The 16,627-nt window shown below is 36.4% G+C and carries 15 protein-coding genes and 1 riboswitch; all 15 genes read left to right on the top strand.

Going from position 1 to position 16,627, the window contains the following annotated elements; translation table 11 throughout:
• Positions 1-3: 3 nt before the first annotated feature.
• Positions 4-1,143, top strand: a complete 1,140-nt coding sequence (locus EHW90_RS06215) for a 1-deoxy-D-xylulose-5-phosphate reductoisomerase (protein WP_124952023.1) — start codon at positions 4-6, stop codon at positions 1,141-1,143.
• Positions 1,140-2,177 carry an RIP metalloprotease RseP gene (gene rseP, locus EHW90_RS06210; RefSeq protein WP_124952022.1) on the top strand — a complete coding sequence of 346 codons (1,038 nt, stop codon included), beginning with the start codon at positions 1,140-1,142 and terminating at the stop codon, positions 2,175-2,177. The genes EHW90_RS06215 and rseP overlap by 4 nt, the downstream gene beginning before the upstream one ends.
• Positions 2,174-3,232 carry a flavodoxin-dependent (E)-4-hydroxy-3-methylbut-2-enyl-diphosphate synthase gene (gene ispG / locus EHW90_RS06205; RefSeq protein WP_124952021.1) on the top strand — a complete coding sequence of 353 codons (1,059 nt, stop codon included), beginning with the start codon at positions 2,174-2,176 and terminating at the stop codon, positions 3,230-3,232. Before rseP ends, ispG begins: the two co-directional genes overlap by 4 nt.
• A 1-nt stretch (position 3,233) precedes the next feature.
• On the top strand, positions 3,234-7,676 hold the full coding sequence (locus tag EHW90_RS06200) for a PolC-type DNA polymerase III (protein ID WP_124952020.1): 4,443 nt from the start codon (positions 3,234-3,236) through the stop codon (positions 7,674-7,676).
• A gap of 95 nt (positions 7,677-7,771) precedes the next feature.
• Positions 7,772-9,388: a hypothetical protein gene (locus EHW90_RS06195; protein WP_124952019.1), complete on the top strand. Its 1,617-nt coding sequence runs from the start codon at positions 7,772-7,774 to the stop codon at positions 9,386-9,388.
• A gap of 283 nt (positions 9,389-9,671) precedes the next feature.
• On the top strand, positions 9,672-10,319 hold the full coding sequence (locus tag EHW90_RS06190) for a DarT1-associated NADAR antitoxin family protein (RefSeq protein ID WP_124952018.1): 648 nt from the start codon (positions 9,672-9,674) through the stop codon (positions 10,317-10,319).
• 50 nt (positions 10,320-10,369) lie between these two features.
• Complete coding sequence (locus EHW90_RS06185) at positions 10,370-10,798, top strand: DUF6290 family protein (protein WP_124952017.1); 429 nt, start codon at positions 10,370-10,372, stop codon at positions 10,796-10,798.
• A gap of 74 nt (positions 10,799-10,872) precedes the next feature.
• The gene (ylxM, locus tag EHW90_RS06180; RefSeq protein WP_124952647.1) at positions 10,873-11,229 is read left to right on the top strand and encodes a YlxM family DNA-binding protein; all 357 of its coding nucleotides are present in this window, start codon (positions 10,873-10,875) and stop codon (positions 11,227-11,229) included.
• A 10-nt stretch (positions 11,230-11,239) separates the two neighbouring features.
• Positions 11,240-12,595: a signal recognition particle protein gene (ffh, locus tag EHW90_RS06175; RefSeq protein WP_124952016.1), complete on the top strand. Its 1,356-nt coding sequence runs from the start codon at positions 11,240-11,242 to the stop codon at positions 12,593-12,595.
• Between the two features lie 66 nt (positions 12,596-12,661).
• Positions 12,662-12,904, top strand: coding sequence for a 30S ribosomal protein S16 (gene rpsP, locus EHW90_RS06170; protein ID WP_124952015.1), 243 nt, complete (start codon positions 12,662-12,664; stop codon positions 12,902-12,904).
• 12 nt (positions 12,905-12,916) lie between these two features.
• On the top strand, positions 12,917-13,144 hold the full coding sequence (locus EHW90_RS06165) for a KH domain-containing protein (RefSeq protein WP_040457856.1): 228 nt from the start codon (positions 12,917-12,919) through the stop codon (positions 13,142-13,144).
• A gap of 74 nt (positions 13,145-13,218) precedes the next feature.
• Positions 13,219-13,728 (top strand): ribosome maturation factor RimM, encoded by a 510-nt coding sequence (gene rimM / locus EHW90_RS06160; RefSeq protein WP_124952014.1) that lies wholly within the window; start codon positions 13,219-13,221, stop codon positions 13,726-13,728.
• 2 nt (positions 13,729-13,730) lie between these two features.
• Positions 13,731-14,480, top strand: a complete 750-nt coding sequence (gene trmD / locus EHW90_RS06155) for a tRNA (guanosine(37)-N1)-methyltransferase TrmD (RefSeq protein WP_124952013.1) — start codon at positions 13,731-13,733, stop codon at positions 14,478-14,480.
• On the top strand, positions 14,473-15,582 hold the full coding sequence (locus tag EHW90_RS06150; protein WP_124952012.1) for a DUF4317 domain-containing protein: 1,110 nt from the start codon (positions 14,473-14,475) through the stop codon (positions 15,580-15,582). The genes trmD and EHW90_RS06150 overlap by 8 nt, the downstream gene beginning before the upstream one ends.
• An 80-nt stretch (positions 15,583-15,662) precedes the next feature.
• A riboswitch (FMN riboswitch) is annotated at positions 15,663-15,779 on the top strand.
• A gap of 86 nt (positions 15,780-15,865) precedes the next feature.
• On the top strand, positions 15,866-16,609 hold the full coding sequence (locus EHW90_RS06145; RefSeq protein ID WP_124952011.1) for an ECF transporter S component: 744 nt from the start codon (positions 15,866-15,868) through the stop codon (positions 16,607-16,609).
• Positions 16,610-16,627: the final 18 nt, after the last annotated feature.

Below are 16,627 nucleotides of genomic sequence, written 5' to 3'. Positions count from 1 at the left end.
ATAATGAAAAGAATATCTATTTTGGGATCTACAGGATCCATCGGAACACAGACACTTGATATAGTAAGATTAAATAATGATGTAAAAGTGGAGGCGCTCACCGCACATAAAAATATAGATTTGCTTGAAAAGCAGATAAGAGAGTTTCATCCGAGAGTGGCTGCCATATGGGAAGAATCGGACGCAAAACTTCTTTGTGAGAGGATAAAAGATACCGATACCAAGGTGTACTTCGGTATGGAAGGACTTATAAAAGCGGCTACCGTAAAAGAAGCCGATATTGTAGTAACCGCAGTTGTGGGAATGATCGGAATAGAGCCGACCGTTGCCGCAATAAATGCAAAAAAGGATATTGCACTTGCAAACAAAGAGACTTTGGTATGTGCAGGTCATATTATAATGCCGCTTGCAAAAAAGACAGGTATAAATATATATCCTGTGGACTCGGAACACAGTGCCATATTCCAGTGCCTTGATAAGCACAATCCTATAAAGAAGATTTTACTTACAGCTTCAGGCGGTCCGTTTAGAGGATACACTAAAGAAGACTTACAAAAAGTCACATTGGAGGATGCACTGAAACATCCGAATTGGAGCATGGGCAAAAAAATCACCATTGACTCGGCTACAATGGTCAATAAGGGGCTTGAGATAATAGAGGCCTCACATCTTTTTGATGTGGATATAGATGATATAGAGGTGGTAATTCAAAAAGAATCCATTATCCACTCTATGGTGGAGTTTATGGATAACGGTATCATTGCACAACTTGGTACTCCCGATATGAGACTTCCTATTTCATATGCACTGTTTTATCCTGAAAGAAGATATATATCTGATGAAAGGGTTGACTTTGCAAGTCTGGCTACACTTAACTTTTCAAAACCGGATTTGGATGTGTTTGAAGGACTTAAGCTTGCCATGCTTGCAGGCAAGAGAGGCGGAAGTGCTCCTACAGTTTTGAATGCGGCTAACGAGTGGGCTGTTGCAAAGTTTTTGGAAAAGAAAATACGATTTACAGATATACCTTATCTGATAGGTAAGGCATTGGATGCTCATGAGTTCACAAAAAATCCATCAATTTCTGATATTCTTTCACTGAAAAAATGGACTGAGGAGTATCTGGAAAGGATAAAGATTTGAATATAGTTATAGCGCTTATTATTTTTGGAGTAATAGTATTGATACATGAGTTTGGACATTTTTTGTTTGCCAAGCTCTCAGGTGTAAAAGTGGTTGAGTTTTCCGTAGGTATGGGTCCGAGACTCTTTTCAATCAAAGGAAAGGAGACAAAGTATTCACTGAAACTTTTGCCTCTTGGAGGTTCATGTCAGATGTACGGAGAGGATGAAGATGAGGACGAGCCGGGAAGTTTCAACTCAGCCCCGCTTATCGGCAGGATCGCAACCGTGGCGGCAGGGCCGATTTTCAACTTTATATTGGCATTTTTTGTTGCCATATTTATAGTCGGAAATGTAGGTGTAGATAAGCCTGTTATAAGCGGACTTATGGACGGATTGCCTGCACAAAGTTCGGGGCTTCAAAAAGGAGATGTTATAGAAAAAATAAACGGCAGACATGTTGATTTTTACAGAGATTTGTCCACATATCTTTTTTTACATCAGGGAAAGGACATCACACTTAGTATCAAGAGAAACGGAAATGAGGAGAAGAATATTTCAATAACTCCTGTATACAATGAAAAATATTCTCAGTATATGATAGGTATTGAAAGTTCGGGATATCAAAAACTTAGTAGTCCCATTGAGGTATTAAAGTATTCGCTGCTTGAGGTGAAGTATACGGTTTCTACAACTGTTGATTCACTTTTGTACCTGCTTCACGGTAAGGCAAATGCAAATGAAATAAGCGGCCCTGTAGGTATTGTTTCAATGATCGGTAACACTGTGAATGAGTCAAAGCCTTACGGCATATTTGTGGTTTTATTATCACTTTCACAGATGGTACTTTTATTAAGTGCCAATCTGGGTGTTATGAATCTTTTGCCGCTGCCGGCACTTGACGGAGGCAGACTTATCTTTTTGTTTTTGGAGGGTATCTTCAGAAGACCTTTAAACAGAAAGGTGGAAGGGTATATACATTTGGCAGGTTTTGCGTTTTTGATGCTTTTGATGGTTTTTGTAATGTTTAACGATATAAGAAGAATAATATTATGAGAAAGAAAACAAGATTAGTACAAATTGGAGATAAAAAAATAGGAGCGGGTAATCCTATACTGATACAGTCAATGTGTAATACAAAGACTGAGGATGTTGGTGCTACCGTAGATCAGATATTAAGACTTGAAGATGCAGGCTGTGATATTATAAGAGTTGCGGTACCAAACAGCGAGGCTGCAAAAGCAATAGCAGAGATTAAAAAACAGATACATATTCCGCTTGTAGCTGATATACACTTTGACTACAGATTGGCACTTGAGGCTATCAAGTCGGGCTGTGACAAGATAAGGATAAATCCCGGAAATATAGGAAGCAGTGAAAGAATAAAAGCGGTTGTAGACGCCTGTAAGGAAAGAAATCTTCCGATAAGAGTGGGTGTAAATTCAGGCTCTCTCGAAAAAAATCTTATAGAAAAATACGGCGGTGTGACTGCAAGGGGTATTGTGGAGTCCGCACTTGATAAGGTAAAGATAATAGAGGATATGGACTACAACAATCTGGTTATAAGTATCAAATCTTCAGATGTAATGATGTGTGTAAAGGCGCATGAGCTTATATCAAAAGAGACTGATTATCCGCTTCATGTAGGCATCACGGAGTCCGGTACCGTAAAAAGGGGTATGATAAAGTCATCTCTCGGACTTGGCATTATTTTATATCAGGGAATAGGTGACACTATCAGAGTTTCATTAACCGGAGACCCTGTGGAAGAAATTTTTGCAGGAAAGCTTATCCTTAACAATCTGGGGCTTAGAAAAGGCGGTATTGAAGTTGTATCATGTCCTACTTGCGGCAGAACCAATATTGACCTTATAGGGCTTGCCGGAAAGGTGGAAAAGCTGGTTGAAAACTATGATTTGAATATCAAAGTTGCGGTTATGGGCTGTGTTGTGAACGGACCCGGAGAGGCTAAGGAAGCCGATATAGGAATTGCAGGCGGTATAGGCGAGGGCTTGCTTATAAAAAAGGGTAGAGTGGTAAAGAAATTACCTGAGGATGAGCTTTTGCCTGCTTTAAAAGAAGAACTGGATATGTTGTCAAAAGAGGCATAGAATGGTTAAAAAGTTCAAAGATGTTTTTCAAAGTTTGGAATGTGCACCGCATATGGATGAGCTTTTAAACTTTGTTTCTGTTGAAAAGGTAACTGCAAGCAGTGATATGACTTTGATAAAGGTAAATATCATTGCAGAAAGAATAATTGAGAAAAGAACTATTCTGGAGTTGGAAGCACTTATAAAAGATACTATGTTTCCCAAAAAGAATATTAAAATAAAAATATTTGAAAAATTCAAACTCTCAAGTCAGTACACTCCAAAAAATTTGTTTGACGCATACAAGGACAGTATATTGCTTGAGATAAAAAACTATAAGATATCGGAATATTTGATTCTAAACAACGCCACTATAAGCTTTGACGGCGCATATATGGATATGACTGTGGAAAAGAATCCGATAAATGAAAGCGTTATAGATGAGCTTGTAAGAATACTTGAAAAAATCTTCAATGAAAGATGCGGAATACTTTGTACAGTTAGACATAAGTTCATCGCCGCTAAAGAAAAGAGTGAAGAGATAGAGTTTGCAACAAGGACTGTAGCCAAAAAAACAGATACAACCGAGTTTGTAGGCGGTGGCAGTACGACATGGGAAAGCACAGATTCCGGTAAAGAGGACTCTAACAAAAGTGATTCAACCGGTAAAAAACAAGGTAATAAGAGCTTTGATAAAAAGAGCTTTAATAAAAAAGGATTTGATAAAAAAGGCTTTACACCTAAGTATCAAAAGACAAATAATCCTGATGTCATATTCGGAAGGGATTTTGACGATAACTTTATAAAACTTTCGGATCTGGTAGGTGAAATAGGCGAGGTCGTTGTAAGAGGTAAGATAATAGAGGTGGATTCAAGATATCTTGAAAGAAGTGACTCTACACTTTATATTTTTGCAATTACAGACTTCAGCGATTCTATTTATGTAAAAATGTTTGTCCGCGGTGAGCAACTTGATGTTATCAAAGAGAACATAGTAAAGGGAAACTATGTAAAGATAAACGGACTTGCACTGGTTGATAAGTTTGACAGTGAGCTGACCATATCATCTGTAAAGGGCATCAAAAAGTGTGAGAAGTTTGAAGATAATATTCGTGTAGACAATGAACCCATAAAGAGGGTGGAGCTTCACTGTCACACTAAAATGAGTGATTTTGACGGTGTTTCATCGGCTTCGGATATTATAAATCAGGCAAAGAACTGGGGAATGGACGCTATAGCCATTACAGACCACGGAAATATACAGGCTTTTACGGAAGCAAGTCATGTTAAGAATCCGCCAAAGATTATATATGGTGTGGAAGGTTATCTGGTAGACGACTTAAAGGAGCTTGTAAGTAATCCTTCAGATAAGACTTTGGATGACGGATTTATAGTTTTTGATATTGAGACTACCGGATTTTCAGCTAAAAATGACGCCATTACAGAGATAGGTGCCGTAAAGGTGGTAAACGGTGAGATAGTGGACAGATTTTCCACATTTGTCAATCCGAAAAGACCCATACCTTTCAGGATTGAGGAGCTTACACATATAAGTGACGCCATGGTGGTCAATGCACCTGTAATAGAAGAGGTTTTACCTAAGTTTTTGGACTTCTGTGAAGACTATATTATAGTGGCTCACAATGCAGGATTTGATACGGGATTTATCAGAGAAAATGCAAAGAGAATAAATACAGAGTACAATCCGTCCATTATAGATACTGTAGCAATGGCAAGGCTTCTTTTGCCTGATCTTAACAGATTCAAGCTTGATACAGTATGTAAGGCTTTGAATATTTCACTTGAAGGACACCACAGAGCTGTAAATGATGCCGAGGCTACAGCACAGATTTGGGTGGAGTTTATAAAAAGGCTTAAAGACAAGGGGTTAAGCAAGCTTTCGGATGTGGCAAGCTTAGGAGAGACCAATGCGGATATTGTAAAGAAAACCAAATACAATCATGTTATTATACTTGCAAAAAACGATATAGGCAGAATAAATCTTTATAAGTTGATTTCACTCTCACATATAGATTATTTTAACAAGAGACCCAGAATTCCGAAGTCAATTCTTGCAAAGATGAGAGAAGGACTTATTATAGGCAGTGCCTGTGAACAGGGAGAGGTTTATAAAGCAATCCTCGATGATGCTACAGATGATGAATTGAACAGAATAGTATCATTCTATGACTATCTTGAAATACAGCCTATAGGCAACAATATGTTCCTTTTGGAAGATGAACAAAATGATATTCATTCTATAGAAGATCTTCAGGATATCAACAGAAGGATTGTAGAGCTTGGAAATGTATATGAAAAGCCTGTTGTTGCCACCTGTGATGTGCATTTTTTAAATCCTGAAGATGAGATATACAGAAGAATTATTTTCTACGGCAAGGGCTATAAGGATGCGGATACACAGCCGCCTCTATATCTTCGTACAACTAAAGAGATGCTTGATGAGTTTGAGTACCTCGGCAGTGAAAAAGCGTATGAAGTCGTTGTTACAAACACAAGAATGATTGCGGATATGGTGGAGGTTATATCTCCGGTAAGACCTGATAAATGCCCGCCTGTTATTGAAAACTCGGATGAGGATCTTACCAATGCCTGCTACAAAAAGGCGCATGAACAGTATGGTGAAAATCTGCCTAAAATAGTTGAGGACAGACTGAAAAAAGAGCTGAACTCAATTATCTCAAACGGTTTTGCCGTTATGTACATTATAGCAAAAAAACTTGTGGAAAAGAGTAATGAAGACGGCTATCTGGTAGGTTCAAGAGGTTCCGTAGGTTCTTCCTTTGCGGCATATACCTCAGGAATTACAGAGGTAAATCCGCTTCCTGCACATTATTACTGTGACTGCAAATATGTGGATTTTGATTCTCCTGAGGTTAAAGCTTTTGCAGGAAGAGCAGGTTGTGATATGCCTGATAAAATCTGTCCGAAATGCGGCAAGAAGCTTAAAAAAGACGGCTTTGATATACCTTTTGAGACTTTCCTCGGATTTAAAGGAGATAAAGAGCCCGATATCGACCTTAACTTCTCAGGAGAATATCAGCCGAATGCACACGCCTATACTGAGGTAATCTTCGGTAAGGGGCATACTTACAGAGCCGGAACGGTTGGAACACTTGCAAATAAGACCGCCTACGGATATGTAAAGCATTATTTTGACGATAAGAATGAGAGTAAGAGAAAATGTGAGATAAACAGACTCGCTACAGGCTGTGAAGGTGTAAGAAGGACAACAGGTCAGCATCCCGGAGGTATTATAGTATTGCCGCACGGTGAGGAGATATATACCTTTACTCCGGTACAAAGACCTGCAAACGATATGACCACAAATATTATTACAACTCATTTTGATTACCACGCTATTGACCACAACCTTTTAAAACTTGATATACTTGGACATCAGGATCCTACTATGATAAGGATGCTTCAAGACCTTACAGGAATCGACCCGGTAAAGGATATTCCGCTTGACTCAAAGGAGACAATGAGCCTTTTCCAAAATACCAAGGCACTTGGTATTGAGCCTAAGGATATTCTTGACTGTCCGCTTGGAGCACTAGGCGTTCCTGAGTTTGGTACCGACTTTGCTATGCAGATGTTACTTGATACCAAGCCTGAAGGACTGTCAGATCTTGTGCGAATAGCGGGACTTGCACATGGTACCGATGTTTGGCTTGGAAACGCACAGACTCTTATATTGGAGGGCAAGGCAACCATCAGAACCGCTATCTGTACCAGAGATGATATTATGATTTATCTTATTGAAAAGGGACTTGATGAGGGAGAGTCCTTTAAGATAATGGAGAGTGTCAGAAAGGGTAAGGGACTGACCGATGAGTGGGTGGAACATATGGAAGCACATGGCGTACCTGACTGGTATATATGGTCATGTAAGAAGATTAAGTATATGTTCCCTAAGGCTCACGCCGCCGCCTATGTTATGATGGCATGGCGAATAGCATACTGTAAGATTTTTTATCCTTTGGCATATTATACGGCGTATTATACTATCAGAGCTACAGGCTTTAACTACTCGCTTATGTGTATGGGCAAGGAAAAGCTTGAATACAATATAGCGGAATATAAGAAAAAAACCGATCCTACGGCTAAGGATGCCGATACTTTGCGTGATATGAGAATAGTGCAGGAGATGTATGCCAGAGGCTTTGAGTTTGAAAAGATTGACCTTTTCAAGGTTCATCCTACCAAGTTTCAAATAATGGATAACGGCAAGATAATGCCTTCACTTTCATGTATTGACGGACTCGGTGAGACCGCCGCAACATCCATAGTAAATGCAACAAAGGCGGGACCTTTCATATCAAAGGATGATTTCATGTCCAGAGCCAAGGTAGGAAAGAGCACCTGTGAGCTCTTGGACAGTTTGAACTTGCTGGGAGATCTGCCTGAGAGCAATCAGATATCGTTTTTTGATTTGATGGGATAGGATATGTTTATCTGTTGTGTATTTTACAAGAATAAATTGGCAAAACTTATAAAAGTGACAAAATACAATTATAGAAAGGTAATGGTGGTATAAAAATGATTGGATATAATGCTGCAGAGAGATTAAATATTACATTAGAACAAGCTAATTATTTTTTTGGTATTTTAGCATCAATAGTTGTAATTTTAGGTGCATTGGGTACAATGATTTTTATTATAAAAAAATCAAGTGAAGTAGATCCTTTTTATTATATATTTGAAGAGGAAGAGACAAAACTAAAAAACATACTTTCACGTTCAATATTAATTACAATAAGCATATTCGTTATTATATGTAGTTTGATTTTTATTTTATATAATGTGTATATTTCCTCATATAAGGAAAATTTTATAGATTTTTCTTATATATGTATTATTATTGCTAATACATTTTTTATATCAAGCCTTACCTTATTAATTATTCCAATAAAGATTACAGATTTATTCTTCGATTTTATTTATAAATCTAAATTTATAGGAATAGTTTTATGTTTTGTATTTACATATATATTATATGTAAGTACAAATTTTGTTCTAAATAGTTTTTGTAATATTAATATAAAAAATATATTAAGTATTATTTTTAAATCTATTATATTATCATTGATTTTTGTTTTTTTAATTTATTATTTAAAAAAAATGATGTTTAAGAAAATAGTATCTGTTTTTTTTGGTGGGGTAAGTTTATCGTTTTATATTGTTTTTGTTTACATTCTGAAAAATAGCGGAAAAATGAATTTCATTTCTACTTTAGAATTAGTGTTCATCTTTTTTATTATAATAACTATATTTCATTACTACGTATATAAAGTGATATTTTCAAGTTATTATTGCAAAACAAAGCTTTCATATGCATATATTAACACGAAAGAGAATAACCATAAATTATATATTTTTAATAATATAGGCGGAAATTTTTTGTGCTCAAATAATGATTATATGAAGTGTAACAAAAATGAAAAGATAAAATTTCATAGTAAAATTTTAAAATCTAAATTTATTATTAAAGCATATTTAAGAAAATACAAAAAAATATTACTCTATTTAAATAACAAGATAATTGAAAATGAATATAATAAATATCGTAATAAAAAGTTACTGTATATTAAAAACAAGAATATAGCAATATTCAGAGATTTGTACAAGTTTATTGTTTATAAAATATATTTTTCTAAAGAAAAAAAGGAGGCTTTCGAAAGATATTACACTTTTCATTATAATAATTTTAAAAATGAGAATAATGAGAATAATGAAGAGGTAAATGAAATCAATGAAGGAATAGATGAAATGGAGGAAAGATTTAGTCCAATAAATATAGAAATAGGTGAAATAATTAAATATTCAGCTGAAAATAATGATATAATTAACAATATAATTGTGAACATACTTAAAACATGTGAAGGAAAAAAAACACTATTGGATTATGTTGATAACATGTTTTTTTATAGTGAATATTTTAGATTAGAACAAGAAGAAATACAGAGTTTTTTTAATAAAGTAGAAGAATTAAATAAAGAAGATTATTATTCAAAAGAAGAAATAGATAGTAATTTAATTTATGTTTTTGAATCTATAAATAAGGGAATTAGTTATAGTTTAATAAGTGTAGATGATATTAAAAAAAATAAAATAGTACTTCATTTGGAGAATATAAAAAGATTTTATGAATTATAGAGAGATATGTTTAATAATTAAGTTCTTTGTATTTGAATATATATGTTTTTAATATATTTTAGTAAGTATTTATAACTTAACATTATTGGAATAAATCTATTTTATTTTTTTTGCAAATAAGTCCAATAATACACTTAAAGCAAACAAAGCTGTTATAAGGTACTATAAGTACTACACGTGGTATTATGGCGCTTGATTGATTCTATATTTAAACAATAGGAGCGAATTCATTTACTGAATTTTTAAATATAAAAAAATATGATAATAATTAAAGGGGGAATATATGGCAAAAAGACCCATATTTATTTCAAAGGATAAGTATCCTTTTTATACGGAAAGATTAATTGAATTTGAGTATTTTGCAGGATTTTCTGAAATTCAAAAGAAAAAATCAATTAACTCACTTCACAATTCATATAAAGAACAAGGTGGAGGTAATGTTTTAGAGATTTCAACAAAGGGAGATAATAATCTTGGAATAAACCTAAGCGCCTTTAACCTGTTGACCTGTATAAACGGGAGTAAATATAAACTTGAATGTGTCTTTCAAGGAAGCAAAGTGTTTGAACATGGCGGACCGTATACAGATTTATATGATGTAAAACCGTGGGAGGCAAAGAAAGATAGCCGCCTGCGAGAAAGTGGAAAAGTGATAGGCTTCAATTTGTTCGGAAAAGAATTTAAAAGTGAACCTAAGGATTTTTTCTACAATTGGATTTATATAAATGCCTTAGCCAAAAATAAGGAATATTTGGAAGAACTTGATATGTATGAGGCATTTACAGATATTGAGTTCAATCCGAAAAAATCCATCAACTGCCAGGCCAGATCTGTTGCAATTGCAGTCGGATTAAAAAAAGCAGGTATATTGGATAAATGCATTTCGGATGAAAAAGTTTTCTTAAGTGAGGTGTATAGGGTAGAGAGTTAAGGGATAGTAGTACTGTTAAAATATTATAAATTTGTATGAGGAAGTAGCTTATGAGAGGACTGCGAACAAATGAAGGGGCTAAATTTGAAAAATACTTTGCTATTATAGAAGAGGAGGCGAAAAGACTTGGAGGAGTTTTCTTTTCTGAAACAGGTGAAGGAAGAGATTTAGACCTTGAAGATATTGAAGTATGTGATTTAGCAGGATGGCTTGTTCCATTTGATCAGGCAGATGAGTTTGAAGCTCTGTATTTGGGCAGAAAAGATAAAGAAATATGGGACAGTGACAGATGGGATGATATGTATATTTTTGTAGACTATATACTTGATGGAGATAATGTAAGTGTAAAGTTCGATAAATATGAATATGACACCCAAATATTTGAAGAGTACGAGTCGCAAAAAGAAGCAGGTACTTTGTCCACACGTCCTATAGAAGAACTTTGGAAAGAACTTAAAATAAATGATCCGGATCAATAATTTGTTCCAACTTTTCCAAGCTGTCAAGTAAAAACACTTGACAGCTTCTTTTTATGCTGTTATACTCTCACAGTATGGAAAATAACGATATTGAAAAATATATCAATCAAGGTACTTTATATGACTTTTACGGCAAGCTTTTAACGCAGCATCAGCAAAGGATTTATGAGGATGTGGTGTTTAATGACTTATCACTGAGTGAGATTGCCGAGAATGAAGGCATAAGCAGGCAGGGGGTCAGCGATCTTATAAAGAGATGCAATAAGGCTCTGGTGTCTTATGAAGAAAAGCTTGGATTGATAAGAAAGTTTGATGAAACAAAATCTTATGTAAAAGAGATACAAAAGATTGTTAAGATATATCAGGACACAAAGGATGAGGGACTTGTTGCAAAGATTGATGAGCTTTCGTCCAAGATACTGGATGTATAGGAGGTTTTAAATGGCTTTTGAAAGCTTATCCGAAAAACTTCAAAATGTTTTCAAGAATCTTCGCGGCAAGGGCAGACTTAGTGAGGACGATGTACGAATCGGACTTAAGGAAGTAAGACTTGCGCTGCTTGAGGCTGATGTAAGCTTTAAGGTAGTGAAGGATTTTATAAAGAGTATTCAAGAAAAGGCGACAGGTAGCGATGTACTCAATTCACTGACACCGGCTCAGCAGGTTATAAAGATTGTTAACGATGAGATGGTTTCACTGATGGGAAGTGAGACTACAGAACTTAAGATAAAACCTTCAAGTGATATAACCGTTATCATGATGGCAGGTCTTCAAGGTGCAGGTAAAACAACCACTACCGCAAAGCTTGCCGCAAAATTAAAGAAAAAAGGCAATTCTCCGCTGCTTGTAGGTTGTGATATCTACAGACCTGCCGCTATAGAGCAGTTGAAAAGAAACGGTGAAAAGGTGGATGTACCTGTCTTTGAGATGGGAACAAATCATAAGCCTGTAGAGATTGCAAAAAAGGCTATAGAGTATGCTAAAGAGAATCGCCACAATATTGTATTCCTTGATACCGCCGGACGTCTGCATATAGATGAAGATATGATGGACGAGCTTATTGAAATCAAGGACAATGTAAATGTTGACGACATCATCTTGGTGGTGGATGCAATGACAGGTCAGGATGCTGTAAATGTAGCCGAGACTTTCAATGCAAAGCTTGATATCACCGGAGTAATACTTACAAAGCTTGACGGTGACACCAGAGGCGGTGCGGCTCTTTCAGTACGCGCAGTTACAGGTAAGCCGATACTCTATGTAGGTATGGGCGAGAAGCTCTCCGATTTGGAGCAGTTTTACCCTGACAGAATGGCAAGCAGAATTCTCGGTATGGGTGATATACTTTCGCTTATTGAAAAGGCCGAGATGGATATGGACTCTGAGAAGGCAAAGAAACTTTCACAAAAGATTGCCAAGGCCGAGTTTGATTTTAACGACTTTTTAGACCAGCTTGAACAGCTTGAAAAGATGGGCGGAATGGCAAGTATACTCAGTATGCTACCGGGAATCGGAGGAAAGGCTTCACTGCCGCAGGTGGATGACGGACAGATGGTAAAGATAAAGGCCATAATACAGAGTATGTCTGAAAAAGAAAGACTTGATCCGAGTCTTTTAAACCCTTCCAGAAAAAACAGGATTGCAAAGGGTTCAGGAGTAAATATCGGTGAAGTCAATCGTCTGGTTAAGCAGTTTGAACAGATGAAAAAGATGATGAAGCAGTTCCCGGGAATGATGAAGAATAACAAAAAGCGAGGAGCCCTCGGAGGTCTTTTCGGCGGGAAGTTAGGTTTTTAAGGATTCTATTCTAAATATTAGAATTGATCATATATAGATTTTTATAGCTATTAGGAGGATAATAAAATGGCAGTTAAGATGAGATTAAAGAGAATGGGACAGAAGAAGGCACCTTTCTACAGAGTAGTAGTTGCTGACGCTCGTTCACCAAGAGACGGTAGATTTATCGCTGAGGTAGGTACATACGATCCTACAGTTGATCCAAGCGTAATCAAATTTGACGAGGAGAGCACAAAGAAGTGGCTTTCAAACGGTGCACAGCCTACAGACAGAGTTGCTAAGCTTTTAAAGAGTGCCGGTTTATTATAATAAGGACTGAATATGAAAGAAGTCATTGAAGTTATAGCAAAAGCTTTGGTTGACGACCCGGCTTCAGTAAAGGTTGAAGAGACAATTGACGGTGATACTACTGTTTGTACACTGTCTGTAGCCGAGGCTGATATGGGCAAGGTTATAGGTAAGTCAGGAAAGATAGCCAAGGCTATACGTTCCATAATAAAGTCAGCATCCATAAGGGCTGAAAAGAAAGTAGTATTAGAGATAAAATAACAAGCAAGCTGCTACATATGTAGTGGCTTTATTGTTATCTAAAGGCTTATTAAATAATTTTGAGAGTGAATAAAATGACAGATAGATTTAGAGTGGGAGTCATTACAAGTTCTCACGGAATAAAGGGTGAGGCGAAGGTTTATCCTACATCCGATGACTCAAACAGATTAAAAAAGATAAAAAAGGTATATGCAAATATCAAGGGAGTTGAGACAGTACTTGATATTGAAAGTGTCAGATTTCAAAAGAATATGGCACTTGTAAAATTCAAGCAGTTTGATAATCCTGAAGCAATACAGGCTTTAAGAAATGTAGACCTTTTTGTTGACAGAGAGAATGCCACACCGCTAAAAAAGAATGAAAACTATATTGCGGATCTTATAGGGCTTGATGTGATAGATGAAAACAATACTCAGATAGGAAAGGTTACAGATGTTTTCCCTACAGGTGCAAACCATGTAATGGAAGTTGATATGGGTGAAAAGAAAGTACTTTTCCCATATATCAGACAATGTATACTGGATGTAAACCTTGACGAGGGAAAAATTAAAGTCCATGTTTTGGACGGACTTTTGGATTTATAGATATGAAGTTTTTTTGTTTAACATTATTTCCTGAAATGATAGAAATGTGTATGAACACAAGTATAGTCGGCAGAGCCATAAAAAACGATTTATTATCAATGGAAGCTATAAATATTCGTGATTATACACTTGATAAACATAGAAGAGTGGATGATTATCCTTACGGAGGCGGTGCAGGCATGGTAATGCAGGCGGAACCTATACATAAAGCCTATGAAAGTATATGTGACAGGCTTGGTAAGCGAGCGAAGCTTATATATCTTTCACCACAGGGCAAGGTATTTAATCAAAATGATGCCAAAGAACTTGCAAAGCTTGATGAGATAGTATTTCTTTGCGGTCATTATGAGGGTGTTGACGAGAGAGCACTTGAACTTACAAACGCGCAGTGTTACTCCATAGGTGATTATGTACTTACAGGAGGTGAGCTTCCGGCTCTTGTAATGATGGATGCCATTGCAAGGATGGTGGACGGCGTGCTTACCAATAATGAAAGTGCGGATTTTGAATCGTTTGAAGACAATTTGCTTGAATATCCGCAGTATACAAGACCTGTAGAATATGAAGGACTTAGGGTGCCTGATATGCTTCTTTCAGGGCATCATAAAAATATAGAAGAATGGCGCAGAAAAGAGTCTATAAAGAGGACTTATCTTAACAGACCGGATTTATTAAAAAATGCCGATCTTTCAAAAAAAGATTTGGAGTATCTGGATGAGTTAAAAAAGGAAGGCGGTGAATGTAATGATTAGAGAAGAGATAAATGAGATAAAAAAGCAGTTTAATAAGGATACAAATGTTATTACAAAGTATGCAGGATGCTATGTTGATGCTGAAAAAAATATAAAATTTATGACAAAGGATGCTTTTTACTCACTGCCTGAGGAAGACGCCTTCAAATATGAAGAGATTTTCAGAAAAACTCTATCAGGTGCTGTTGGAAAATCTTTGCTGACTTTGGATTTTTCTATTGGTGAGGAAGGTGAAGATACTCCGCATGCATTTCTTATGAAACTTAGAGAGAGCAGACTTGACGATGAGTTGATTTTGGATGAATTTTTCAGAAAAGTTATTGACGCATATGAGTATGCTGAAAACTACTACATTATACTTGTAGATATGATGTATGACATACCGGGTAAGTCAAGTGATAGGCTAGAAATGGATGATGCTTCAAATGAAGTTTATCACGGTCTGCTTTGCAGTATCTGCCCTGTTACATTGTCAAAGCCGGCACTCAGCTACTTTGCAAATGAGGGTGTAATTGCAAACAGAATCAGAGATTGGATAGTAGGTATGCCTATGCACGGATTTTTATTCCCTGCATTTACGGACAGAACTACAGATATACATGCTGCACTATACTTCAGCAAGAAAAACGATGCTCTGAATGAGAGTTTTATAAACGAGATTATAGGTGTAAACCCTCCGATGTCGTCAGTGATGCAAAAAGAGACCTTTGAAGCCGTATTGTATGACGTTTTAAGAGATGAGCTTACAATGCCTGTGATGTCGGCTCTGAGTTCAAATATGCTTGATCTTATTGCAGAAAATTCAGATAATCCCGAACCGCTTGTACTTACCAAAAACGATATGGTAAAACTTATATCAAAAAGCGGTGTCTCCGATGAGGCTGTGGAATCATATGAGAAAAGCGCGGATGCGGATATTGAGGTACTCGCAGACAATGTGGTCGATACAAGAAAGTTTGAGGTAAAGACGCCGGGTATCACCGTAAAAACTGATACGGATTCAATTGAGAAGCTTGAAACCAGAGTGATAGACGGCAGAAAATATCTGCTTGTGCCTATTGAGGATGATGTGGAAGTAAACGGAATGCCTGTAAAAGCGTAAATTCACAAAATCAAGCTGTGAAAAACTATTTTCATATTGACTTTTCTTACAAAAAGTTTTAAGATTAAAGAAATAAAATAATAATTCTTCGGGGCGGGGTGTGATTCCCTACCGGCAGTATAGTCTGCGACCTGCATAGCAGTTGATTTGGTGAGATTCCAAAACCGACAGTATAGTCTGGATGAGAGAAGAGTGTTTTCAAGATTCGTTTAATCGCCCCCTATTCTTAGGGGGTTTTTATTTTGGAAAACACACTCCGAAGCATATGCTATGGAGGTAGTTTATGTTAACAGCAGTAGTTGATAATTTGGTTTTTGTGGCTGAATTCCTTGGAATTGTATTTGCCACATTTGTAGTCGCATTTGTTTTTGAAAAGATAGCAAATAAAAGGTCGGGGTATGACGGGCCTGTTATTACCACTCAAAAGATTGCCATGATCGGTCTTTTCGGTGCAATAAGTACAATACTTATGATGTTTGAGGTTCCGCTTCCTTTTGCACCTGCATTTTATAAACTTGACTTTTCAGAATTGCCTATAATGATAGTTACCTTTGCTTTCGGTCCGGTGGCAGGCGTGCTTACAGAGTTTATAAAGATTTTACTTAAGGTGATGTTTAAGTCTACATCCACAGCCTTTGTAGGTGAGCTTGCAAACTTCTGTGTAGGTGCTTCACTTATTCTTCCTGCAAGTATTATCTATATCTTTAACAAGACAAGAAACGGTGCTTTGGTAGGCAGTATCACAGGTACAATTATAATGACCGTATTTGGTTCTGTGTTTAATGCAGTTTATCTTTTACCTAAGTTTGCACAGCTTTTCGGAATGGATTTAAATGCTATTATAGGTATGGGAAGTGCGATAAATCCTTCAGTAAGCAATATTCAAACATTTGCACTTATGATTGTGGCACCGGTAAATTTATTGAAAGGTACTTTGATATCAACACTTACTATAGTTTTGTACAAGAAGTTTTCACCTGTCTTAAAGCAAGGCAAAGCCTTCAGAGAAGTGAATATGGCAAAATAATATTTATAGCTTTTAGGG

Origin of the sequence: Lachnoanaerobaculum orale (assembly GCF_003862485.1) — a bacterium.
GTDB classification, from domain to species: domain Bacteria; phylum Bacillota; class Clostridia; order Lachnospirales; family Lachnospiraceae; genus Lachnoanaerobaculum; species Lachnoanaerobaculum orale.
This window is presented reverse-complemented; position numbering and strand designations above follow the sequence as displayed.